Origin of the sequence: Burkholderia sp. EMB26 (assembly GCF_024730645.1) — a bacterium.
Lineage (GTDB): Bacteria > Pseudomonadota > Gammaproteobacteria > Burkholderiales > Burkholderiaceae > Burkholderia > Burkholderia cenocepacia.
Genome location: NZ_CP078071.1, coordinates 2,135,103 through 2,157,296, shown reverse-complemented (window position 1 = coordinate 2,157,296; position 22,194 = coordinate 2,135,103). Strand labels below are relative to the sequence as shown.

Below are 22,194 nucleotides of genomic sequence, written 5' to 3'. Positions count from 1 at the left end.
CGCGATCGTTCGTGGGTCAGCCGTAGGTGCGCAGCGCGTGTCGTTCGGGATCCTCCAGATGCGGGATGCCGTTGAACGACGCGAGGTGGAACGCCTCGGCGTTGAAGAAAAACTGCGAAAGACTGCTGTTGCGGATCTGCAGGTTCAGCGCGATCGCGCTCGACGGCGGCGCCGCGAGCACCTGCTGCACGGTGACCGCGATCGGGCCGCCGGAGCTCACCGCCAGCACGCGCTGGCCGCCGCCGTGGCGGATCGCGGCGCGCGCGTCGGCCACGCGCTGCTGGAAATGGGCCCAGGTTTCGGGAGCCGCATCGCCGAGCTTGTCCTCGGTCCACAGCTGCAGCACCTGCCGGAGCGCGCGGAAATGTTCCTTCATCGAGCCGGCCGCGAGCCGCGCGATTTCCGGGTAGTCGCTGGCGGCGGCCGCGAACAGCCCGTGGAAATCGTATTCGTTCAGGCCCGGATGGCGGTCGACCGCGACGCCTTCGCGGTCCATTCCGCGCAGGATCGCGGCGACCGTCTGCGCATGGCGGTTCATCGTGCCGCAGATCACGCGGTCGAACGTCAGCCCCTGCCGCGCGAAGTATTCGCCGAGCCAGACGCCCTGCTGGTCGCCCGCCGCGGAAAGCCGGTCGTAGTCGTCGGTGCCGAACGACGCCTGCCCGTGCCGTACCAGAAAGAGTTCAGCCATTGCGCTCGCCTGAGGGAAAACCGAAGGCCCAGCATAGCGACCGGGCCCGCATTTTTGAAATTTATTTTCTGAATCAGTCGGTATTCATCGCATGAATTCAGGCGATTCAGACAACGCGCTTGCGCCGGCTTTCAACAGCGCCGCATCGCGGCACGCGAATTGCGACAGCCGACACCGTGTCGAATCAATCCAGGAGGGATGCGATGCTCGGTACGATCCTCATCATCGTTCTGATTCTGCTGCTCATCGGAGCATTTCCTGCATGGCCGCATAGCCGAAGCTGGGGCTACTGGCCATCGGGTACCGTCGGGCTGATCGTCGTCATTGTCGTGATACTGGTGCTGCTCGGTCGCATCTGACGCCCCCGCCACCGGCGGCGGGACGCGTCGCAGCCGGCACGGGTGCGTGCCTTCCCGAGCCTTCGCCGTGGATTCTTTACACGACGAAACCCGCAAAGACATGCACCCGATGCCGTCAACCCTTTCCGTTACTGCCCACCCTCCAGGCGCAACTGGAGCTTGCTCTTCACCGACGTCACGCCCGGCACCTGACGGGCCGCGTCCACCGCGGCCCGGTCCTGGGACTCGTCGGCGATCTGCCCGGCCAGCGTCACGTCGCCCGTCTTCGCCTTCGCGAACACGGTGACCTGCGCATTGCCGACGCCGGGCGCCCTCACGATGGCCTGACGGACCTTCTTCGCGAACGCGCGGTCGGCCGCGCGCTCGGCTTTCTTCGCCGCACGCGGCGACGCGGTTGCCGACGCCGCCTGCTCGGCGGGCGCAGCGGACGGGGCGGACTGCGCGTGAGCGGCCAGCGGCGACAGCGCAACGAAACCTGCAACGACGATTGCAAAACGAGACTTCATCGGATTCTCCTCGACAGGAACCAACGGGTACGACGGATGGGCCGGCCGTCAGGCCGTGACGCCCGACAACGCACGGGCATGCTCGCGGCCGTGCGGCGCCGCGAGCGCGTCCAGCGCGCGCGCGTCGGCTTTCAGCGCGGGCGACAGCGTCGCGCGCAGATGATCGACGAAGGTGCGGACCTTCGCGTCCAGGAAGCGGCGCGACGCATACATCGCGTACACGTCGAGCATCGTCAACCGGTAGTCCGGCAGCACGCGCACGAGCCGCCCGGTGCGCAGGTCGTCGATCGCCGAATAGATCGCGAGCGAACCGATGCCCAGCCCCGCGCGCAGCGCGATCGACATCGCCTCCGGCGCATTCGCGTGGAACGGCGCGGCCGCGACCGCATGCGACACCGCCTGGCCGCCCGCGCCGTGCAGCAGCCATTCGCCGTTCGCTTCCGCCGGCGTATCGAGGCGCAGGCAGGTATGGCGCGCCAGGTCGGCGGGCACGGCCGGCGCGCCGTGGCGGGCGAGGTAGGCCGGCGACGCGACCAGCACGCTGAAGGACGTGCCGCACGAATGCGCGATGCACGCGGAGTCCGGCAGGCTCGCGGCCGTGACGACCGACACGTCGTAGCCCTCCTCGACGAGATTGGGCATCCGCTGCGAATAGGTCATCTCGATGGCGACGTCGGGAAAGCGCGCCCGATAGGCGACGGCCGACGCGGTGACATGGCTCTGCCCGAGGCCGGGCATCGTATGCACGCGCAAGCGTCCGTACGGGCGGACCAGCGCGTTCCTCGCCTCGGCGTTCGCCTGGTCGACATCGCCGAGGATCGATTGCAGGCGCTCGAAATAGCGGCGTCCGCTGTCGGTCAGCGCGATTTTCCGGGTGGTCCGGTTCAACAGACGAATCTGCGCATACGCTTCCAGGCTCGCGACGGCCCTCGACACCTGGGCGGTCGCGACATCGGTCTGCTTCGCCACGGCGGAGAAGCTGCCGGCCTGCACGACGCGAACGAACGTCCGCATGTTCTCGAGCATGTCCATTTCGACTCATCGTCCAGTGCGGTGCTGCATCCACGCGACGCGCCGGCGGGGCGCGGCGACGCATTCGGTGCCCCGATTGTCGGACCATCCCCACCGCGGCTTCAGCCCCCCGACCGGGGGGCTGAAGGGTAGGCCGATCATGTGGAATGCTTGGCGTTTGCGTCGACGGCGGCCCGCAGCGATCCCTCCGCGGCCCGCGTCGCCAGCACGATCTTGCCGATATGTCGCCCCGAATCCATCAGCTCGTGCGCCGCACGGGCGTCGCGCAGATCGAACAGCCGATAGACCTGCGGCCTGACCGTGCCTTGCCGGATCAGCGGCCACACGGCCTCCTCGAGCTCGCGAATGATCTGCGCCTTCTCCGCGTAAGTGCGCGAGCGCAGCGTCGAGCCGATGTGCGTGAGCCGCTTCGTCAGCATCGGAAACAGGTCGAGCGCCTTCGCGGGGCCATTGATCACGCCGATCTGCACGATGCGCCCGTTCATCGCGGCGGCCGCGAAATTGCGCGCGACGTAGTCGCCCGCGATGATGTCGACGATCACGTCGACGCCCTTGCCGCCCGTGAAGCGCGCGACCGCCTCGACGAAATCCTCGCTGCGATAGTCGATCGCGAGATCCGCGCCGAGCCGCATGCTCGCGTCGCGTTGCGCGTCCGACCCGACGGTCGTGATGATCGTCGACGCGCCGAACGCCTTCGCCAGCATCGTCGCCGTCGTGCCGATGCCCGACGCGCCGCCGTGGATCAGCACGCTTTCGCCGGGCGACAACCGGCCGCGCTGGAACAGGTTCAGCCAGACCGTCATGAAGGTCTCCGGCAGCGCCGCCGCCTCGGCCATCCCGAGGCCGTCGGGAATCGCGAGCGTGTTGCTCTCGTTCGCCACCGCGTATTCCGCGTAGCCGCCACCGGGAATCAGCGCGCAGACGCGATCGCCGACGGCGAACCGCGTGACGTCGCGGCCGACCGCGACGATTTCGCCGGCGATCTCGAGGCCGGGAATGTCGGACGCGCCGGGCGGCGGATCGTACAGCCCCTTGCGCTGGAACACGTCCGGGCCGTTGACGCCGGCCGCATGAATCCGGATCAGCACGTCGTCGGGGCCTGGCACCGGTACGGCGCGGGTCGCCGGCACGAGCACGTCGGGGCCGCCGGGACGCACGATTTCGATCGCGGTCATATGGGTGGGAAGGGGGTTCGCGTCATCAATCACGATATGATCCTCAACGTTCGTCGATGCGCGGCCGATTCGCGGGCCATCCTCGAATCGCGGCATCGCCATGTGTGTGAAGCCAGTCTATGGGCGATGCCGCTGGCGGGCACGCAGCGATTTACCGGTCGGGGAATGCAAAAATGCATCAGTCGGGACACACGATGAACTGGGACGACGCGCGCGTCTTTCTCGCGATCCATCGCGAACGCACGCTGCGCCGCGCGGCGCAGACGCTCGGCGTCGATCAGGCGACGGTCGGGCGGCGGCTCGCGACGCTCGAGCACATGCTCGGCGCGACGCTGTTCCTGCGCTCGTCGAAAGGCTATCTGCCCACGCCGGTCGGCGAACTGGCGCTGCGCGCCGCCGAGGCGATGGAGCAGCACGCGCACGAACTGGTGCGGCTGACGCACGGGGTCGACCGGCGGCTTGCCGGCGAGGTGAAGATCACGACGACCGACGCGCTCGCGATCGAGTTCGTGATGCCGTCGATCGCGCGGCTGCACGCGAAACATCCCGACGTCTCCGTCGCGCTGAACACGTCGACCCACATCCTGAATCTCGCGAAGCGCGAAGCCGATATCGCCATCCGCACCGTGCGGCCCGAGAACCCCGATCTGGTCGCACGCCGGCTGGCGTGCTGGGACATGGGCCTGTTCGCGTCGCCCGACTATCTGCGCCGGCACGGCGAGCCCGAGCGCGGCCGCGCGTTCGCGGGCCACGACCTCGTCGTCTACCAGCCGTACATCGACGCCAGCCGCAAGCCGACCCTCGCCGGCGAACCGATCGACGGCGGGCGCATCGTCACGCGCACGAACTCGAACCTGATGATGCGCGCGGCGCTGCGCGCGGGCCTCGGCGTCGGCGAGATTCCCGTCCACATGGGCGAGCGCGACGGGCTCACGCGCATCTGGCCGGACCGCATGCGGCAGTCGCCGTACGAGGTCTGGCTCGTCACGCACCGCGACCTGCGCCACACCGCGCGCATTCGCGCGGCGATCGACGAGATCGTGGCCGCGTTCGCCGCGCACCGCTGACGCGCGCCGGCACCGTATCGGCCGGTCATTCGTCGTCGCGCCGCACCCGCGACGGATCGAGCGCCAGCCCGCTGCGCACCGCCTGGATGCGCGACGTCACGTTGAGCTTCTCGAAGACGTTCTTCAGGTGCCACTTGATCGTCTCCGGCGCGACCCGCAGCGCACGGGCAATTTCCTTGTTCGACAGGCCGCGCGCGACGTAGTCGAGGATCTCGACTTCCCGTGCGCTGAGGTTGCCGGCCCCACCCTGCCGTGTGGCGGGCGTGGCGTTCGATTGCCGCTGCCCGTCGAACGCACGGGCCAGATCGCGCAGATACCATGCGCCGACCGCCGGAAAGCGGTCGGCACGCTTGTGTAAGCGCGCCAGCAGGCGCTCGGCCGCGGCCCCTTCGTCGACGAAGGTTCGGACGAGTCCGTTGCCCTGGCCGTATTCGAGCGCGCGCGCCAACGCCGCGAGCGCCGCGCTTTCGTCGCCCGCCTGGTCGAGCGCGATCGCAAGCAGCACGGCCGCCTGCGCCGCGAACCAGTCGAACCCGCGTGCGGCCAGCACCGCGTGCACGGTCGCCATGCGTTGGGCCGCCTCGCTCGCGCGCGCATCGGCGAGCAGCAGCCTGGCCTGCGCGGATTGCGCCATCTGCCACGTCTCGACGTGGCTCGACGCTTCGTCCGGCGGCACGGGCGACACCAGCGACGCCAGCGCCCGCCCCACGCGATGGGCTTGCGTCGGCTTGCCGGCGGCCAGATGCAGCCGGATACCGGTCGCCATGCACGCGACGCGCAGCCGCAGCCATTGCCGGCTGCACGCGACGCGATCGGCTTCGTCGAGCATGTCGTGCGCGCGCGCATCGTTTCCCGACTGGAATTGCAGCAGCGCGGCCGTCTGCATGAACCTCAGCAACGGCCCGAGCGAGCACGCCTGCATCGCGATGTCGAAGCGATCGGCCTGCGCGTCGCGCACCTTCGCCCAGTCGTTCCATTCGTAATAGATCGCCGACAGATAGCCGGCCGACAGCGCCGTCGCCGCCGACAGGCGTCCCGCCGATCGTTCGGCGGCCCGCAGCGCCGCCTCGAACGTCTTCGACGCGTCGTGCAGCCGGCCCGCGACGAACTCGGCCAGGCCCGACATGTTCTGGCGGTACACGTTCGCGTAAAGCGGCTCGTGTCCGGACGCCGCGTGTTCCGCGCGCGCGCCGAGATCCCGCACGTCGCCGAGGCGGCCCGCGTAGCCGAGCCCGAAGATCAGCGTCGTCTGCCCGATCTGCTCGACCCACGAACCGGCCGGCGGCGCGGCCGCGAGCACGCGCTCGCCGAGCTGCAGCGATTCGATGCTGTGATCCGACAGCCCGGCGATCAGCGAGCGCACGGCCAACAGTTCGGTCGCCGTGACGGCATCGGTATCGAGTCGCCCGGCCGCGATGTCGGCTTCCAGCGCTTCCAGCGCACGGCGCGCCTCGACGATCTGCATCGACAGCGCGAGCGCCCACGTATGCGCGATCCGCAACCGCAGGCGGCCCGCCAGCGCCTGCGCGGGCAGGCGCGACACCCAGTCGAGCACGGTACGCACGTCGCTCGACGCGATGAGCTTCATCGCGCACGCCTCGACCCAGCCGGCGGCCGCATCGAAGTCGCCCGCCGCGAGCGCGTGCCTGACGGCGTCCGGCCATTGCCGCTCGTCCGCGTACCAGGCGCTCGCGCGACGATGCAGCGTGGCTACCGCGCCGGGCTCGCGCAGCGCCAGTTCCTCCCGCAGGTATTGCAGGAACAGCGCGTGATAGCGGTAGCGCCGCCGGTCACCGTCGATCGACCGGATGAACAGGTTGTGCGCATTCAGCCATTCGAGGCAATCGAGCGCATCGTCGCGGCCGGTCAGCGCATCGCACAGCGCCGGCGTCATCCGGTCGAGCACCGCCGTATGCAGCAGGAAGTGGCGGATCGCGTCCGGTACCTGCGTCATCACGTTGTCGTTCAGGTACGCGGCAATGCCGGCACGCGCGTGGCTGACCTGCTCGGCCACGCGCGCCGCGTCGCTGTCGTCGTGCAGCGCCAGGGCCGCCAGTTGCAGGCCCGACACCCAGCCTTCGGTCGCCGCGCGCAGACGCGCGACGTTGTCCGCATTGAGCGGCTTGCCGGCCACCCGCTCGAAGAACGCACGCGTCTCCGTGTCGTCGAAACGCAGGTCGTGCTCGTCCACCCGCACGAGTTCGTCGCGCGATTCGAAATAGCTGAGCGGCAGCGCGGGTACCGAGCGGCACGCCAGCAGGACGTGCAGGTTCGACGGCGCGTAGCGCAGCAGGTCGAACATCGCGTCGTGAATGACCGGCGACGCGAGGCGATCGAAGTCGTCGAGCATCAGGAACAGGTCGACGCCCGCGCTGTCCAGTTCGTTGAGCAGTTCGTCGAAGACGGTCTTCAGCGGAATCAGCGCGCGATCGCGCAACAACTGCTGCGCGCGGGCGCCGACACCGCCGGTTGCGTCGACGATCGCGGCGACCACGTAGGACGCGAAGATCGACGCGTTGTCGTCGTCCTGGTCGAGACTCACCCACGCGACTTTGACGTCCGACGCCACCAGCGCGTGGCGCCATTCCGCCAGCAGCGTGGTCTTGCCATATCCGGCCGGCGCGCACACGAGCGTCAGCCGGCGGTCGAGGCCGCGCCTGAGCCGGCCGAGCCGCGCGATGCGCGCCACGATGCCGCGGGCCGACGCCGGCGCCAGCTTGGTGCGCACCAGCACTTCGATCGCATCGGGGTCCGGCGGGCGGGCCGGTTGTCTGCTGTCCATCGGCGCCATGCTGTTCGTGTTCTCCTCGCGCTGATCGCGTGTCCGCCGGCCCGCCGGCGAAGCCGCCGGCCGGGCCCGGTCTCGCCGTGCGCCGAAAACAGCATAACGATTCGACGCCGGCCGTCAAAAGTAGGTGATGTCCGTACCGGCGTGGGCGCGCGCAGCGCGTATCGGTCCGCGACACGGGACCCGCATTGTTCTCGAACCGGCGCGCGATGTTCAGCCCCCCATTCGGGGGGTTACCCCGGGCGGGGAGCCGCGGGGCCCTGGCCACCGGCGTCTGGGCGGCCGGGCACCCGTCAGTCGGGCTGGTAGCGCTCGCGCAACGCGCGCTTGTTGATCTTCCCGACGCTCGTCTTCTCGATCGCGTCGACGATCAGCAGCCGTTCCGGCACCGCATAGCGCGAGATCAGCCCGCGATCGGCCACCTGCTTCAGATGCGCTTTCAATTCCTCCGGCTCGACGCGGCCAGCCTGCTCGTCGGTCAGCACGACCAGCGCGAGCGGACGCTCGCCCCAGCGCGCATCCTTCACGCCGATCACCGCCGATTCGCGCACGGCCGGATGACGCGACAGGATGCTCTCGAGTTCGAGCGACGAGACCCATTCGCCGCCCGTCTTGATCACGTCCTTGATGCGGTCGGTGATCTGCAGCCGGCCGTCGGGATCGATCACGCCGATGTCGTTCGTATGCAGATAGCCGCCGGCCCACAGCGCCGCCGACGCCGGCGCATCGCCGAGATAGCCTTGCGTCGCCCACGGCATCCGCACGACGACCTCGCCCGCCGACCGGCCGTCGTGCGGCACGTCGCGAAACTGCGCATCGACGATGCGCAGGTCGACGAGCGGCAACGGCAGCCCCGCCTTGGTCCGGCGCGCGATGTCGTCGTCGGCCGACGCACCGCCGGCCGCGCGCGGCGGGTCGATCTGCGCGATCGTCATCAGCGGGCAGGTTTCCGACATCCCGTACCCCGTGTAGACCTCGATGCCGCGCGCGAGCGCCGCCCGCGCGAGCCCGTCGGACAACGGCGAGCCGCCGACGATCACCTTCCACGCCGACAGGTCGACCGCCGCGGACGCCGGGCTGTCGAGAATCATCGCGAGCAGCGTCGGCACGCAATGCGAGAACGTCACCGCTTCGCGCGCGATCAGCGCCACCAATCCGTCCGGCGAATAGCGGCCCGGATAGACCTGCTTGAGCCCGAGCGCGGTCGCGATATACGGCATCCCCCAAGCGTGCACATGAAACATCGGCGTGATCGGCATGTAGACGTCGTCGCGATGCACGCGGCCGCGATCGCGCGCGCTCGACAACGCCGCCATGCCCGCGAGCGTATGCAGCACGAGCTGCCGATGGGTGAATGCAACGGCCTTCGGCAGGCCGGTGGTGCCGGTCGTGTAGAACGTCGTCGCGCGGGTTTGCTCGTCGAAATCGGGGAACGCGAAATCGGGCGAACCGGCCGCGACGAGCGCCTCGTATTCGTCGGTGAAACCATCCGGCAAACCGGCTTCATCGCCGTCGGCGATCAGCACGACGTGCCGCACCGTATCGAGCCGGTCGCGCATCCCCGCCAGCAGCGGCAGGAAGTCGCGGTGAACCAGCACGATGCGCGCGCCCGAATGGTTGAGCGTATACAGCAACTGATCGGGCGACAGCCGGACATTGGCCGTCATCAGCACCGCGCCCATCATCGGAATCGCGTGGTAGCACTCCAGATAGCGATGGCTGTCCCAGTCCAGCACGGCGACGACGTCGCCCGCGCCGACGCCGATCGACGCCAATCCGCTCGCGAGTTGCCCGATGCGATGCCGGAACGTCCAGTAATCGTGCCGGACCCGGTCGCCGTACACGATCTCCTGCTCGGGCCGCGTCGCCAGCGGCGCATGAAGCAACTGCTTGATCAGCAGCGGATACGCATGGGCGGACGGTGCCGGCTCGTCTTGCGGATACGGGTATGACGAATTCATGAATGTCTCCATGGGCGACCGGTCGGGTCGTCGGGCGTGCGGCCACGATACCGGACCGGCCGGCTTTCGCGCCCCCCCTGTCCGGGGGGAGCGAGCCCCCGTCGAAACCGGCGACGAGCCGTCCGGACGCGTATCACGGCGATGGATACGGGATACCCACCCGTTCGGGGAGGCGTTCGCCGCGGAACGGCGTTGTAGGATTCATCGCAGCACGTATCGTCCCTGCGAGATACCCGTCCGCACGACCGGGACATGACCGGAACGCCAGGTCGCCGCCGCGGAATCGCCGCGACGACTCACGCAGGCGCCCACCGGCCACGCCCGCCCCATCCGAACCCATCCCCCGAGCAAGGAGCAGCCATGACTTCCGACACGACGCAGACGGACCGCACGCCCGCCGCCGACCCGGCGGAGAACAACGCGTATTTCCCGTCGCCGTATTCGCTGTCGCAGTACACGTCGTCGAAGACCGACTTCGACGGCGCCGATTACCCGAATCCGTACACCGGCGGCAAGTGGAAGGTCCTGATGATCGCGACCGACGAGCGCTACATCCTGATGACGAACGGCAAGATGTTCTCGACCGGCAACCATCCGGTCGAGATGCTGCTGCCGATGCACCACATGGACAAGGCCGGCTTCGAGATCGACATCGCGACGCTGTCGGGCAATCCGGCCAAGCTCGAACTCTGGGCGATGCCGAGCGATGACGAGGCCGTGCAGAGCACCTACCGCAAGTACCTGCCGAAGCTGAAGACGCCGCTCAAGCTGTCCGACGTGCTCGACCAGCATCCCGGCGCCGATTCGCCGTATATCGCGGTGTTCATTCCCGGCGGCCACGGCGTGCTTGCCGGCATTCCGCACAGCAGGGACGTCAAGCGCACGCTGCGCTGGGCGCTCGACCAGGACCGGCACATCATCACGCTGTGTCACGGGCCCGCATGCCTGCTGTCGGCCGCCGTCGACGAAGATCCTCAGGACTACCCGTTCAAGGACTACGAGCTCTGCGTGTTTCCGGATGCGCTCGACACGGGGCCGAATCTCGACATCGGCTACATGCCGGGCCCGCTGCCGTGGCTCGTTGCGCAAAGCCTCGAAAAGCTCGGCGCGCGCGTGCTGAACAAGGACATGACCGGCCGCTGCCATCAGGACCGCAAACTGATCACGGGCGACAGCCCGCTCGCGTCGAACGGCGTCGGCAAGCTCGCGGCCGCCGCGCTGCTGAAGGCGGTCGGGCACTGACGGTACGCGCCGCCCTGGCGCGGCGTCTCGCCGGGGCATGGCCGCCCGTCTCCATTCGACCGCCAGAGCCGTACGGTAGTATGGCGATTCGATGGAACCCCGCTGAATCCGAACGAGTGGCCATGCCCGAATTTCCTTCATCTCCCGGCGCCGGCCAAGGCGCGCAGGCGCTCGTCCTCATCGCCGAGGACGAACCCGAGATCGCCGAGATCCTGATCGCGTATTTCGCGCGCAACGGCCTGCGCACCGTGCACGCCGCCGACGGCCGCCGCGCGCTCGAACTCCACCTGTCGCTGAAGCCCGACCTCGTGCTGCTCGACGTGCAGATGCCGCACGTCGACGGCTGGAAGGTGCTTGCCGAGATCCGCCATCGCGGCGACACGCCGGTCATCATGCTGACCGCACTAGACCAGGACATCGACAAGCTGACCGGGCTGCGCATCGGCGCCGACGACTACGTGGTCAAGCCGTTCAACCCGGCCGAAGTCGTCGCGCGCGCCCAGGCCGTGCTGCGCCGTTCGATGGCCGGCGCGCGCCAGGAAGAGCAGCGCGTGCTGCGCGCCGCGCCGTTCGAGATCGATCTCGAGCACCACGAAGCGACGGTCGAAGTCGACGGCGTGCGCCACACGCTCGTGCTGACGCTCACCGAATTCAAGCTGCTCGCGCAGCTCGCGCGCGCGCCGCGCCGCGTGTTCAGCCGCGCCGAGCTGATGGCGACCTGCCTGCCAGAAGGCGACGCGCTGGAACGCACGGTCGACAGCCACGTCAGCAAGCTGCGCAAGAAACTCGACGATCTCGGCGTCGCGGGCGTACCGGCCAGTGTGCGCGGCGTCGGCTACAAACTGTGGAGCGGCGAGTGAGACTCGATGGCCTGAGTCGCCAGATCGCGCTGACGATGGGCGCGATCGCCTTCGGCATCACGGTGCTGATCGTCGTGACGGCCTATGCGTTCTACTACCTGCTGTACCAGTACTCGCCGGAGTCGTTCAAGCCGGAAAGCTGGCTCCCGAGCGGACCGGAGTGGGTGTGGATCACCTCGACCACACTGGTCGGCCTGTTGATCGCGGTCATCGTTGCAATCAACCTGTCGCGCCGCATCCTCGTGCCGCTGAATTCGGTGACGGACAGCATCCGCCGCGTTGCCCGCGGCGATCTCGGCGCACGCGCGGTCGCCGGCGATCGTTCGTTGAAGGAAGCGGCGCTGCTCGCCGACAACTTCAACGCGCTCGCGAGCGAACTGCAGCGCGTGACCGACGAGCAAACCTTCTGGAACGCGGCGATCGCGCACGAGCTGCGCACGCCCGTGACCGTGCTGCGCGGGCGCTTGCAGGGGCTCGCCGAAGGTGTGTTCACGCCGAGCGATGCGCTGTACCGCAGCCTGCTCGTGCAGGTCGAAGGGCTGACGCGGCTGATCGAGGATCTGCGCGTGGTCAGCCTCGCCGACAGCGGCCATCTGAGCATCGAGATCCGCGACACCGACCTTGCCGCCGAAGTGCGCGCCGTAGTCGACGCGTTCGCGCACGCGCTGCAGGCCGCCGGCCAGCAACCGGTGCTCGATCTCGACCCGCGGCGCATGCGCTGCGACCCGGTGCGCATCCGCCAGGCGTTGCTCGCGTTGCTGGAAAACGCACGCCGCCACGCAGTGCCGGGCGCGATCCGGATCCAGACCCGCATCGAAGACGGCATGTGCCGGCTGCGCGTCGAGGACGACGGCCCCGGTATCCCGGCCGAGTTCGCGCCGCACGTGTTCCAGGCTTTCCGGCGCGTCGACGAGTCGCAACCCGGCGGCACGGGCCTCGGGCTCGCCGTCGTCGCGGCGATCGCGCATGCCCATCGCGGCGAAGCGCTGTGCGTGCCGACCGGCGCGGGCGGCACGCGGTTCGAGGTGCAGTGGCCGGACGATCTCGTGCCGGCGCCCGAAAGCGAGCGGTTCGCGGCGTAACCTGGCGCCGTTACGTCGCGACACCCTCACGCGCGCGGTTCGCGCCCGACCTGGTCGAGCGGCGGGCTGAACCAGGTGCCCCGCGGCGATAAAGGTCCCATCGCCGCCCCACCACCACATTTTGTGCATCGCACGACCGAACCTGAGCAAAAAGTATCGGTTCGCGAATTCTTTTGATGTGGTGATCGCATCGCCCCCGTCACACCATTGTCCCTGCCGTCATCGGCGGCATTCGAACAAGCAGAATCAAGGAGACACGGGTGAACAAGATGCGAATCGTCGCAGCCGGCCTGCTGCTCGGCGCCTGTCTGCCGGGCGTCGCGGCCGCGCAAACCTGCAAGGTGCCGACCCTTCGGGTGCTCGCGCAGAAGAGCCTCGGCCTGTCGGTGATGGAGAAATCGCTGGCCGACTACGAGAAGAAGAACGGCACCAAGGTCGAGATCAGCTATTTCGGCGAAAACGACCGCCGCGCGAAATCGCGGCTCGACGCGTCGACCGGCGCGGGTTCGTACCAGATCTACTACGTCGACGAGGCGAACGTCGCCGAATTCGCGTCGGCCAACTGGATCGTGCCGCTCCTGAAGTACTACCCGAAGGACTACGACTACGACGACTTCCTGCCCGGCCGCCGCGCGGTCGCGAGCTACAACGGCGTCGCGTACTTCGCGCCGCTGATCGGCGGCGGCGACTTCCTGTTCTACCGCCGCGACCTGCTCGACGCCGCGCACATCCCGGTGCCGAAGACCCTCGACCAGCTCGTCGCCGCGATCAGGAAGCTCAACGCGCCGCCGAAGCTGTACGGCTGGGTCGCGCGCGGCCAGCGCGGCTCGGGAATGAACGTGTGGCGCTGGTCGCCGTTCATGCTCGGGATGGGCGGCGCGTGGACCGACAAGGGCGGCCAGCCCGCGTTCAATTCGCCGGCCGCGGTGAAGGCCACGCAGCTCTACAGCGACCTGTTCAAGTACGCGCCCCCCGGCTCGGCGACCTACGACTGGAGCAACGCGCTCGAAGCGTTCCGCTCGGGCAAGGTCGCGTTCATGATCGAATCGACGCCGTTCGCGGACTGGATGGAAGATGCGAGCAAGTCGAGCGTGGCCGGCAAGGTCGGCTATACGCGGCCGCCCGCGCCGCTGCCGTCGGCCGCGTACGGGCACGGCTTCGCGATCTCGGCGGTCGGCGCAAAGGACGACTGCACGCGGATGGCCGCCGGCCGCTTCATCGCGTGGGCGACCAGCAAGGACCAGGAGCAGGCGCGGCTGCGCAACGGCGTGTTCAGCGACTACAACCGCTCCAGCACGATCGCCAGCCCGTACTTCAAGCAGCACGTCGCGCCGCAGATCCAGGCCGGGCTGAACGACACCAACCCCGTCACGCAGGTGACGATCTGGCGGACGCCGCAGTGGCCGGATATCGGCGACAACCTCGGCATCGCGCTCGAACAGGTGTTCACCGGCACGCAGACGGACATCCGCGGCACGCTCGACGACGCGGACCAGTATGCGAAGGACGCGCTCGAACATGGCGCTCGCAAATGACGGCACGGGCGGACGCACGCTCGGCGTCCGCCCGGCCCCTTCCGCCACGTCGGTCCGGCGCGGCCGCGCGCGCCGCGACCGCACGAGCCTGCCGTGGGTGTTCCTCGCGCCGACGCTCGCGCTGCTCGCGGTCCTGAGCCTCGTCCCGACGATCGCCGCGATCAATCTCGCGCTGCGCAACCGCGTGCTGCGCTACCCGGACAGCGAATACGTCGGCCTGCGCAACTTCGTCCGGCTCGCGTCGGACCGGCGCTTCCTGAACGCGATCGAGGTGTCGGTGCTGTGGGAAGTCGTCACGGTCGCCGGCGCGGTGCTGGTCGGGATCGCGCTCGCGGTGTTCCTGTTCGAGCGCGTGCACGGCCGCTGGCGCCGCTTCGCGTCGCTGGTGCTGATCATGCCGGTGCTGCTGCCGCGCGTGTCGGCCGCGTTCATCTGGAAGTTCATGTACGCGCCGCTCACCGGCATCCTGAGCTGGCTGCTCGGCACGCTCGGCGTCGAGCACACCGCGTTTCTCGCCGATCCGCATCTCGCGCTGTACGCGGTCGCGCTGGTCGACGTGTGGCAGTGGGGGCTGTTCTTCGCGGTCGTGATCCTGAAGCTGCTGGAAACGCTGCCGCCGGAGCCGCTCGAGGCCGCGCGGCTCGACTACGCGACGACCTGGCAGGTGCATGCGTACATCGCGCTGCCGATGCTGAAGGCGCCGCTCGTCAGTCTCGTGTTCATCAAGATGGTCGAATCGCTGCGCTCGTTCGACCTGATCTACGTGATGACCAAGGGCGGCCCCGGCATCGCGACCGAAACGCTCGATCTCTACGCGTACCAGCAGGGCATCGGCCTCGCCGGCAAGGTGTCGTATGCGTCGGGCATGGCCGTGCTGATGATGGTCGCGACCACGCTGGTCTTCACGCTCATCTGGAAGAGGGTCAACAAATGGGACGACTGATGGCCCGCCGCGGCCCCGCCGCCGTTTCCACCGTCGCGATCGCCGGCGCGATCGTGCTCGTCGCCGCGTTCCCGCTGTTCTGGGCCGTGCTCAATTCGCTCAAGCACCTGCTCGACATCGTCACGCCGACGCCGCGCTTCTTCTTCACGCCGACGCTCGCGAACTACGAACAGGTGCTGTCGAGCCCCGAGGTGCTGATCGGGCTCGGCAACAGCATCGCGATCGTCGGCGCGGCGGTGCTGATCGGTGCCGTGCTCGGCGTGCCGGCCGCGTATGCGATTGCGCGCTACCCGGTGCGCGGCAAGCGCGACATCCAGTTCTTCCTGCTGTCGCTGCGGTTCCTGCCGCCCGTCGCGGTCGCATTGCCGCTGATCGCGATCTGGGTCGATCTCGGGCTGTACGACACCAAGCTGTCGATGATCGTCACGTACCTGCTCGTCACGCTGTCGACCATCACGTGGCTGTCGATCCCCGTGTTTCGCCGGCTGCCGCGCGAGATCGAGGAAGCCGCCGCGCTCGACGGCTACGGCCCGTACGCGGTGTTCTGGCACATCGCGCTGCCGGTGTGCGCGAGCACGCTGCTCGGCGGCATCGTGTTCAGCTTCGTGCTGGTGTGGAACGAACTGATGATCGCGCTCGCCCTCACGTCGTCGCGCAGCGCGACGCTGCCGGTGGTCGCGTCCGCGTTCACGTCGCTCGGCCAGGAAGTGCCGTGGGGCGTGATCAACGCGTCGACGGTGCTGCTCGCGCTGCCGCCGCTCGTCTTCGTCGGCATGCTGAGCCGCCTGCTCAATTCGATGGTCAAGGGAAAATAAGGAGAACACGTTGAAAGCGCTCGTACTCGAACGCACGCGCGAGCTCGCGCTGCGCGACATCGACCTGCCGCAAGCGGTCGGCCCCGGCGACGTCCGGATCAAGGTCCATACGGTCGGCGTCTGCGGCAGCGACGTGCATTACTACGTTCACGGCGGGATCGGCCCGTTCCGCGTCGATGCGCCGATGGTGCTCGGCCATGAAGCGTCCGGCACGATCGTCGAGACCGGCGCCGACGTCACGCACCTGCGCGTCGGCGACCGCGTGTGCATGGAGCCCGGCGTGCCGCGCCTCGATTCGCCCGCGACGCTGCGCGGGCTCTACAACCTCGATCCCGACGTGCGCTTCTGGGCGACGCCGCCGATCCACGGCTGCCTGACGCCGTTCGTCGTGCATCCGGCCGCGTTCACGTACCGGCTGCCCGACAACGTGTCGTTCGCCGAAGGCGCGATCGTCGAGCCGCTGTCGATCGGCCTGCAGGCCGCGAAGAAGGCGGCGATGAAGCCCGGCGACCTCGCGGTCGTGATCGGCGCCGGCACGATCGGCGCGATGACGGCGCTCGCCGCGCTCGCCGGCGGCGCCGCGCGCGTGATCCTCGCCGACGTCGTGCCGGACAAGCTCGCGCTGTTCGCCGGCAACCCGGCCGTCACGACCGTCGACGTGCGTACGCGGCCGCTGGCCGACGCGGTGGCCGAAGCGTCCGGCGGCTGGGGCGCGGACGTCGTGTTCGAGGCGAGCGGCAGCGCGAACGCGTATGCGGGCCTCGTCGACCTGATGTGCCCGGGCGGCTGCGCGGTGCTGATCGGGATGCCGGTCGCGCCGGTGCCGCTCGACGTGGTCGCGCTACAGGCGAAGGAGGGCCGCATCGAATCGGTGTTCCGCTACGCGAACATCTTCCCGCGCGCGCTCGCGCTGATCGCGTCCGGCGCGATCGACGTGAAGCCGTTCATCTCGCGCACGTTCCCGTTTTCCGAAGGCGTGCGCGCGTTCGAGGAAGCGGCGAACGGGCACCCGCGCGACGTCAAGATTCAGATCGAAATGGATTGAGCCATGGCCCAGATCACCTGCAAGGCTTTGTCGAAGCACTACGACGGCGGCCCCGCCGTGCTGCATCCGCTCGACCTCGAGATCGCCGACGGCGAATTCATCGTGCTGCTCGGCCCGTCCGGCTGCGGCAAGTCGACGATGCTGCGGATGATCGCGGGCCTCGAGGCGATCACCGGCGGCGAGCTCGTGATCGGCGATGCGGTCGTCAACGACCTGCCGTCGCGCGAGCGCAATGTCGCGATGGTGTTCCAGAACTATGCGCTGTATCCGCACATGACGGTGTACGACAACATCGCGTTCGGCCTGCGGCGGCTGAAGGTGCCCGCCGACGAGATCGACCGCCGCGTGCGCGACGTCGCGCGCATCCTGAGCCTCGACGCGCTGCTCGACCGCCGTCCGCGCGCGATGTCGGGCGGCCAGCAGCAGCGCGCGGCGATCGCGCGCGCGATGATCAAGACGCCCGCCGTGTTCCTGTTCGACGAGCCGCTGTCGAACCTCGACGCGAAGCTGCGCACGCAGTTGCGCGGCGACATCAAGCGGCTGCACCGGCAACTGAAGACAACCACGCTGTACGTCACGCACGATCAGCTCGAGGCGATGACGCTCGCCGACCGCGTCGTGCTGATGCGCGGCGGCCACATCGAGCAGATCGGCACGCCGGCCGAGCTGTACGGCCAGCCGCACACGGTATTCGCGGCCGGGTTCGTCGGCACGCCGGCAATGAACTTCGCGGACGGCACGATCGCGCGCGTCGGCACGAACGTGCTGCTCGACTGCAACGGCGCGCGCTGGCCGCTCGCGTCCTCGCGCTTCGCACGGCTGCAGGACGGCCAGCAGGTGAAGGCCGCGATCCGCCCGAACCACCTGCAACTCGTCGCCGAAGGCGATCCGACCCCGGGCACGCTCACGCTGACCGGCACGGTCGAACTCGTCGAGCTGCTCGGCGCCGAGGCGCTCGTCACGCTGGACTGGCGCGGCCAGCCGTGCGCGGCCCTCGTGCCGGCACCGATGGCCCCGGCGCCGGGCGCCGTGGTAGCGTTCCGCTTCGACGAAGAAGCCCTGCATCTGTTCGACGCCGGCACCGAGCGCAACGTCACGTTGCCGGACGCGAACCCGATCGCGCACGCGGCGCCGCCGGCGGCCGCGACGCGCACCACGCCGCCTGCCGCGACGGGCTGGTCGATGTCCCGTTCGTAGCACGCCGGCACGCCCCGACGGAGTACACGATGAACCCGGATCTCGAGATCGTTCCCACCCACCGCGACGAATCGTTTCGCGCGTGGGTCCACGACTATCCGCATTCGGTCGCGAAGTGGCACTTCCATCCCGAGTACGAGATTCATCTGATCCAGGCGTCGCACGGCAAGGTGTTCGTCGGCGACCACATCGGCGATTTCGGCCCCGGCAACCTGATCGTCACCGGGCCGAACCTGCCGCACAACTGGGTCAGCGAGCTGGCCGACGGCGAACGCGTGCCGTCGCGCGACGTCGTGCTGCAGTTCTCGCGCGATGCGATCGAGAAGATGGTCGGCGCGTTCAGCGAGCTGCAGCCGGTGATCGACCTGATCGACGATGCGGCGCGCGGCGTGCAGTTTCCCGACCGCGTGGGCATCGAGGTAGCGCCGCTGATGCTCGAACTCGCGAATGCGCACGGCTGCCGCCGCGTCGAGATCCTGATGTCGCTGTTCGACCGGCTGTCGTCGTGCCGCGAGCGGCGCGTGCTCGCCGGTCCCGGCTACCGCAGCGACGCGCAGCACTACATGTCGTCGACCATCAACCAGGTGCTGTCGTACCTGCAGCAGAACCTGCCCGGCATGCTGCGCGAAGCCGACGTCGCCGCGTTCGCCGGCATGAGCGTCAGCACCTTCACGCGGTTTTTCCGGCGTCATACCGGCTCGTCGTTCGTGCGCTACCTGAACCGGCTGCGCATCAACGAAGCGTGCGAGCTGCTGATGTTTTCCGACCTGACGGTGACCGACATCTGCTACCGGGTTGGCTTCAACAACCTGTCGAACTTCAACCGTCAGTTTCTCGCGATGAAGCAGGTGCCGCCGTCGAAGTTCCGCGCGCTGCACCGGCTCAACGAACCGCACGGTCGCGACGACGCGCCGCCCCCGCGACGCGCGCCGCCCCGCGCCCCAGACAGGACGCTTCATACGTGACATATCTCGGCATCGACCTCGGCACGTCCGAGGTCAAGGTTCTGCTCACCGATTCCCGATCGGTGCCCCTCGCGACCGGCTCGGCCGCGCTGTCGATCAGCCGGCCGCATCCGCACTGGTCCGAACAAAGCCCGCAGGCGTGGTGGCACGCGATGCTCGACGCGATCGCGTCGGTGCGCGCCGCGCATCCGGCCGGCTTCGCCGCGCTGCGCGGCATCGCGCTGTCCGGCCAGATGCACGGCGCGACGCTGATCGACCGCGCGGACCAGGTGCTGCGCCCCGCGATCCTGTGGAACGACACGCGCGCCGGCACCGAATGCGTCGAGCTGGAAGCGCTGGTGCCGGAATCGCGCGCGATCACCGGCAACATGGCGATGCCCGGCTTCACCGCGCCGAAGCTGCTGTGGCTCGCGAAATACGAGCCCGCCGTGTTTCGCGCGGTGCACAAGGTGCTGCTGCCGAAGGACTACCTGATCTGGCGCCTGTCCGGCGAATTCGTGTCCGACATGTCCGACGCGGCGGGCACGCTGTGGCTCGACTGCGCGCGCCGCGACTGGTCGGACCGGATGCTCGCCGCGACCGAGCTGTCGCGCGCGCAGATGCCGCGCCTCGTCGAAGGCAACGCGCCCGCCGCGCAGTTGCGCGATGCGTTGCGGCGCGAATGGGGCATCGACGGGCCCGTGACGATCGCCGGCGGCGCCGGCGACAACGCGGCGTCCGCGATCGGCATGGGGGTCACGGGCGCCGGCAGCGGCTTCCTGTCGCTCGGCACGTCGGGCGTGCTGTTCGCCGGCAACGACCGCTTCGCGCCGAACCCGGACGCCGCCGTGCACGCGTTCTGCCACTGCGTCGAAGGACGCTGGCACCAGATGAGCGTGATCCTGTCGGCGGCCGCGAGCCTCGACTGGCTCGCGCGTGCGCACGGCACGACCGCCGGCGCGCTCGCTGCGCGCGCCGAACGCGCCGATCCGGCCCGCGCGCCGCTGTTCCTGCCGTATCTCGGCGGCGAGCGCACGCCGCACAACGACGCGCATGCGCGCGGCGTGTTCTTCGGGCTGTCGAACGAACACGATGCGGACGATCTCGCGTATGCGGTGATGGAAGGCGTCGCGTTCGCGATGGCCGACGGCTACGACGCGCTGCGCGCGGCCGGCACGACGCTCGACGCGGTGTCCTTCATCGGCGGCGGCTCGAAGAGCGCGTTCTGGGCGCGGCTGTGCGCGAATGCGACCGGGCTCGCGATGCAGCGCCATGCGGACGGCGCGGTCGGCGCGGCACTCGGCGCCGCGCGGCTCGCGCGGCTGGCGGCGACGAACGACACGCTGGAGGAGGTCTGCGTCGCGCCGCCCGTCACGGAGACGGTCGCGCCCGATGCCGCGTCGGTCGATCTGCTGGCGGGGCGGCTCGCGCGCTACCGGCGGTTGTATCGCGCGCTGCGGGACGAGTTCGCGGCGGCCGACTGAACGCCCGCGCGATCGCGCTTGACCCGGCCCTTGGGATCGCCTTTATGCTGGGCGCAACGAATCGACAGCAAAGAGGTGACGGATGGGTACCGCCACACCCCGTTTGAACGCATCGGCCGCCGCCGCGCGGCTCGGCGTCTCGATCAAGGCGCTGCGGCTGTACGAGCGGCACGGCCTCGTCACGCCGGCGCGCACGCCGGCCGGATACCGCACGTACGGCCCGGACGACCTCGCCCGCGCCGCCGACATCGCGGCACTGCGCAAGCTCGGCCTCACGCTCGCGCAGGTCGCGAGCGTGCTCGACGGCGACGCGCGCGGTCTCGACGCAGCGCTGGCCGCCCACGAAGCGGCGCTCGATCACGGGATTCACGATTTCGTCAGCAAGCTCGACCGCGTGCGCGCGATGCGCGCCGGCCTGGCACGCGGGCGGATGCCGGCGGACGGCGAACTCACGCGGCTGCTCGACCCCGGCAGCGCCGGCGTCGCGTTCAGCCTGCCGTGGCCGTGGGGCGGCGAGTGGTTCGAGTGTCGCGATATCCGGCCGCTGAACTACATCATCGGTTCGCCGGGGAGCGGCAAGACGCGGCTCGCGCTTCGGCTGGCGGAGGCGCTGCCTGGCGCCGTGTTCGTCGGCCTCGATCGGCTGGACGACGATTGTGCGGCGGCATCCGACGCATTGCGCGCCGATCCGCAACTGAAGTCACGTGTGGACCGCACGTCGGCGTTGCTGGTCGGCACGGGCGCGACGCCTTCGGCGGCGCTGACCGCGCTGCTCGTCAGCCTCGAAGCGGAAAGTCCGCGCGTGCGGATCGTCGACCTGATCGAGCAGGGCCTCGATCGGGCCACGCAACTGGCGCTGATCGCGCATCTGCGCGACAGCGCGGCCGCCGGCATGCGGCCGCTGTTCCTGCTGACGCGCTCGACGGCGATCCTCGATCTCGCGGCGGTCGGTCCCGACGAAACCATCCTGTTGTGCCCGGCCAATCACAGCCCGCCCGCACGCGTCGCGCCTTACCCGGGCGCACCCGGGTATGAAGCCGTGGCCACGTGCCTGGCGGCGCCGGAAGTCCGCGAGCGGATCGCGCGGCGGCCGGAAGCGCGCGCTATGATGCTCGGTACGGAACGCGAAATGAATTGAATGTTTCGCGACCTGTCCGTCGGAGAACATGATGGCACGCGACACGCGGGTAGAAATCGAACTCGACGATATCGAATCGACCGAACAGTTGCACGTACGACTGATGAAGAAGTTGAGTTTCCCGGATTGGTATGGAAGAAACTGGGATGCGTTCTGGGACGCCATTACCGCGCTGGTCGATATGCCGCTCATTCTCCGGCTGAAAGGCTGGTCGGAATTCGAACGCCGCTTTCCCCGCGACGCGAAGCTGATGCGCGACTGCCTGCAGGACATGGCCCGGCAATATCCGGCCTTCGCACCCCGTGTCGAATACGATTGATCGAACTCGCC

Annotated in this window: 20 protein-coding genes; 14 read left to right on the top strand and 6 right to left on the bottom strand. The window is 69.1% G+C overall.

Translation table 11 applies throughout. The features are described from left to right. Window positions 1–16: 16 nt before the first annotated feature. Window positions 17–691, bottom strand: a complete 675-nt coding sequence (locus KU887_RS26480; RefSeq protein WP_006483087.1) for a histidine phosphatase family protein — start codon at window positions 689–691, stop codon at window positions 17–19. A gap of 203 nt (window positions 692–894) precedes the next feature. On the opposite strand from KU887_RS26480, the gene KU887_RS26475 reads away from it, so the two are divergent. Next, window positions 895–1,050 (top strand): DUF3309 family protein, encoded by a 156-nt coding sequence (locus KU887_RS26475; RefSeq protein WP_006483086.1) that lies wholly within the window; start codon window positions 895–897, stop codon window positions 1,048–1,050. Between the two features lie 128 nt (window positions 1,051–1,178). Here the strand turns inward: KU887_RS26475 and KU887_RS26470 are convergent, their stop codons facing one another. The 3 genes from KU887_RS26470 to KU887_RS26460 form a co-directional block, all read right to left on the bottom strand. After that, window positions 1,179–1,556: a BON domain-containing protein gene (locus tag KU887_RS26470; protein WP_006494542.1), complete on the bottom strand. Its 378-nt coding sequence runs from the start codon at window positions 1,554–1,556 to the stop codon at window positions 1,179–1,181. Between the two features lie 48 nt (window positions 1,557–1,604). Further along, on the bottom strand, window positions 1,605–2,588 hold the full coding sequence (locus KU887_RS26465; RefSeq protein WP_258256016.1) for a LysR family transcriptional regulator: 984 nt from the start codon (window positions 2,586–2,588) through the stop codon (window positions 1,605–1,607). A 137-nt stretch (window positions 2,589–2,725) separates the two neighbouring features. Beyond that, complete coding sequence (locus tag KU887_RS26460) at window positions 2,726–3,763, bottom strand: NAD(P)H-quinone oxidoreductase (protein WP_062885124.1); 1,038 nt, start codon at window positions 3,761–3,763, stop codon at window positions 2,726–2,728. A 194-nt stretch (window positions 3,764–3,957) separates the two neighbouring features. Here KU887_RS26460 and KU887_RS26455 point away from each other — a divergent pair, with 194 nt between their 5' ends. Further along, complete coding sequence (locus KU887_RS26455; protein WP_012493015.1) at window positions 3,958–4,830, top strand: LysR family transcriptional regulator; 873 nt, start codon at window positions 3,958–3,960, stop codon at window positions 4,828–4,830. A gap of 25 nt (window positions 4,831–4,855) precedes the next feature. On the opposite strand, the gene KU887_RS26450 is transcribed toward KU887_RS26455, so the two are convergent. Beyond that, the gene (locus KU887_RS26450) at window positions 4,856–7,621 is read right to left on the bottom strand and encodes a LuxR C-terminal-related transcriptional regulator (RefSeq protein WP_309138177.1); all 2,766 of its coding nucleotides are present in this window, start codon (window positions 7,619–7,621) and stop codon (window positions 4,856–4,858) included. A gap of 290 nt (window positions 7,622–7,911) precedes the next feature. Next, entirely contained in the window at window positions 7,912–9,579 is a 1,668-nt protein-coding gene (locus tag KU887_RS26445) for a fatty acid--CoA ligase (RefSeq protein ID WP_258256013.1), read from the bottom strand. Window positions 9,580–9,939: 360 nt separating this feature from the next. Between KU887_RS26445 and hchA the strand changes: the two genes are divergently transcribed. The 12 genes from hchA to KU887_RS26385 all read left to right on the top strand — a co-directional run bounded on the left by hchA (window position 9,940) and on the right by KU887_RS26385 (window position 22,183). Continuing rightward, on the top strand, window positions 9,940–10,821 hold the full coding sequence (gene hchA / locus KU887_RS26440) for a glyoxalase III HchA (RefSeq protein WP_258256011.1): 882 nt from the start codon (window positions 9,940–9,942) through the stop codon (window positions 10,819–10,821). Between the two features lie 122 nt (window positions 10,822–10,943). Further along, entirely contained in the window at window positions 10,944–11,681 is a 738-nt protein-coding gene (locus KU887_RS26435; protein WP_006482275.1) for a response regulator, read from the top strand. Further along, the gene (locus KU887_RS26430; RefSeq protein WP_006494550.1) at window positions 11,678–12,763 is read left to right on the top strand and encodes an ATP-binding protein; all 1,086 of its coding nucleotides are present in this window, start codon (window positions 11,678–11,680) and stop codon (window positions 12,761–12,763) included. Before KU887_RS26435 ends, KU887_RS26430 begins: the two co-directional genes overlap by 4 nt. 269 nt (window positions 12,764–13,032) lie before the next feature. Next, window positions 13,033–14,298 (top strand): sugar ABC transporter substrate-binding protein, encoded by a 1,266-nt coding sequence (locus tag KU887_RS26425; protein WP_012493008.1) that lies wholly within the window; start codon window positions 13,033–13,035, stop codon window positions 14,296–14,298. Next, window positions 14,282–15,241 carry a carbohydrate ABC transporter permease gene (locus tag KU887_RS26420; protein ID WP_006494551.1) on the top strand — a complete coding sequence of 320 codons (960 nt, stop codon included), beginning with the start codon at window positions 14,282–14,284 and terminating at the stop codon, window positions 15,239–15,241. Before KU887_RS26425 ends, KU887_RS26420 begins: the two co-directional genes overlap by 17 nt. Then, a complete protein-coding gene (locus KU887_RS26415) occupies window positions 15,229–16,056 on the top strand; it encodes a carbohydrate ABC transporter permease (protein ID WP_080331041.1) in 828 nt (275 codons plus the stop codon). Before KU887_RS26420 ends, KU887_RS26415 begins: the two co-directional genes overlap by 13 nt. A 10-nt stretch (window positions 16,057–16,066) precedes the next feature. Next, window positions 16,067–17,101 carry an NAD(P)-dependent alcohol dehydrogenase gene (locus KU887_RS26410; protein ID WP_200036838.1) on the top strand — a complete coding sequence of 345 codons (1,035 nt, stop codon included), beginning with the start codon at window positions 16,067–16,069 and terminating at the stop codon, window positions 17,099–17,101. Window positions 17,102–17,104: 3 nt separating this feature from the next. Next, a complete protein-coding gene (locus KU887_RS26405) occupies window positions 17,105–18,298 on the top strand; it encodes an ABC transporter ATP-binding protein (RefSeq protein ID WP_006482347.1) in 1,194 nt (397 codons plus the stop codon). A 29-nt stretch (window positions 18,299–18,327) separates the two neighbouring features. After that, the gene (locus KU887_RS26400; protein ID WP_006482319.1) at window positions 18,328–19,263 is read left to right on the top strand and encodes an AraC family transcriptional regulator; all 936 of its coding nucleotides are present in this window, start codon (window positions 18,328–18,330) and stop codon (window positions 19,261–19,263) included. Continuing rightward, a complete protein-coding gene (gene xylB / locus KU887_RS26395; protein WP_006482345.1) occupies window positions 19,260–20,726 on the top strand; it encodes a xylulokinase in 1,467 nt (488 codons plus the stop codon). Before KU887_RS26400 ends, xylB begins: the two co-directional genes overlap by 4 nt. An 82-nt stretch (window positions 20,727–20,808) precedes the next feature. Beyond that, on the top strand, window positions 20,809–21,864 hold the full coding sequence (locus tag KU887_RS26390; protein ID WP_258256007.1) for a MerR family transcriptional regulator: 1,056 nt from the start codon (window positions 20,809–20,811) through the stop codon (window positions 21,862–21,864). 31 nt (window positions 21,865–21,895) lie between these two features. Continuing rightward, window positions 21,896–22,183 carry a barstar family protein gene (locus tag KU887_RS26385; protein WP_027813915.1) on the top strand — a complete coding sequence of 96 codons (288 nt, stop codon included), beginning with the start codon at window positions 21,896–21,898 and terminating at the stop codon, window positions 22,181–22,183. Window positions 22,184–22,194: the final 11 nt, after the last annotated feature.

What these genes read in the sequence shown, in the direction of transcription:
- KU887_RS26480 (WP_006483087.1), bottom strand. Translation starts at nt 691, where the DNA reads ATGGCTGAACTCTTTCTGGTACGGCACGGGCAGGCGTCGTTCGGCACC.
- KU887_RS26475 (WP_006483086.1), top strand. Translation starts at nt 895, where the DNA reads ATGCTCGGTACGATCCTCATCATCGTTCTGATTCTGCTGCTCATCGGA.
- KU887_RS26470 (WP_006494542.1), bottom strand. Translation starts at nt 1,556, where the DNA reads ATGAAGTCTCGTTTTGCAATCGTCGTTGCAGGTTTCGTTGCGCTGTCG.
- KU887_RS26465 (WP_258256016.1), bottom strand. Translation starts at nt 2,588, where the DNA reads ATGGACATGCTCGAGAACATGCGGACGTTCGTTCGCGTCGTGCAGGCC.
- KU887_RS26460 (WP_062885124.1), bottom strand. Translation starts at nt 3,763, where the DNA reads ATGACCGCGATCGAAATCGTGCGTCCCGGCGGCCCCGACGTGCTCGTG.
- KU887_RS26455 (WP_012493015.1), top strand. Translation starts at nt 3,958, where the DNA reads ATGAACTGGGACGACGCGCGCGTCTTTCTCGCGATCCATCGCGAACGC.
- KU887_RS26450 (WP_309138177.1), bottom strand. Translation starts at nt 7,621, where the DNA reads ATGGCGCCGATGGACAGCAGACAACCGGCCCGCCCGCCGGACCCCGAT.
- KU887_RS26445 (WP_258256013.1), bottom strand. Translation starts at nt 9,579, where the DNA reads ATGAATTCGTCATACCCGTATCCGCAAGACGAGCCGGCACCGTCCGCC.
- hchA (WP_258256011.1), top strand. Translation starts at nt 9,940, where the DNA reads ATGACTTCCGACACGACGCAGACGGACCGCACGCCCGCCGCCGACCCG.
- KU887_RS26435 (WP_006482275.1), top strand. Translation starts at nt 10,944, where the DNA reads ATGCCCGAATTTCCTTCATCTCCCGGCGCCGGCCAAGGCGCGCAGGCG.
- KU887_RS26425 (WP_012493008.1), top strand. Translation starts at nt 13,033, where the DNA reads ATGCGAATCGTCGCAGCCGGCCTGCTGCTCGGCGCCTGTCTGCCGGGC.
- KU887_RS26420 (WP_006494551.1), top strand. Translation starts at nt 14,282, where the DNA reads ATGGCGCTCGCAAATGACGGCACGGGCGGACGCACGCTCGGCGTCCGC.
- KU887_RS26415 (WP_080331041.1), top strand. Translation starts at nt 15,229, where the DNA reads ATGGGACGACTGATGGCCCGCCGCGGCCCCGCCGCCGTTTCCACCGTC.
- KU887_RS26405 (WP_006482347.1), top strand. Translation starts at nt 17,105, where the DNA reads ATGGCCCAGATCACCTGCAAGGCTTTGTCGAAGCACTACGACGGCGGC.
- KU887_RS26400 (WP_006482319.1), top strand. Translation starts at nt 18,328, where the DNA reads ATGAACCCGGATCTCGAGATCGTTCCCACCCACCGCGACGAATCGTTT.
- KU887_RS26390 (WP_258256007.1), top strand. Translation starts at nt 20,809, where the DNA reads ATGGGTACCGCCACACCCCGTTTGAACGCATCGGCCGCCGCCGCGCGG.
- KU887_RS26385 (WP_027813915.1), top strand. Translation starts at nt 21,896, where the DNA reads ATGGCACGCGACACGCGGGTAGAAATCGAACTCGACGATATCGAATCG.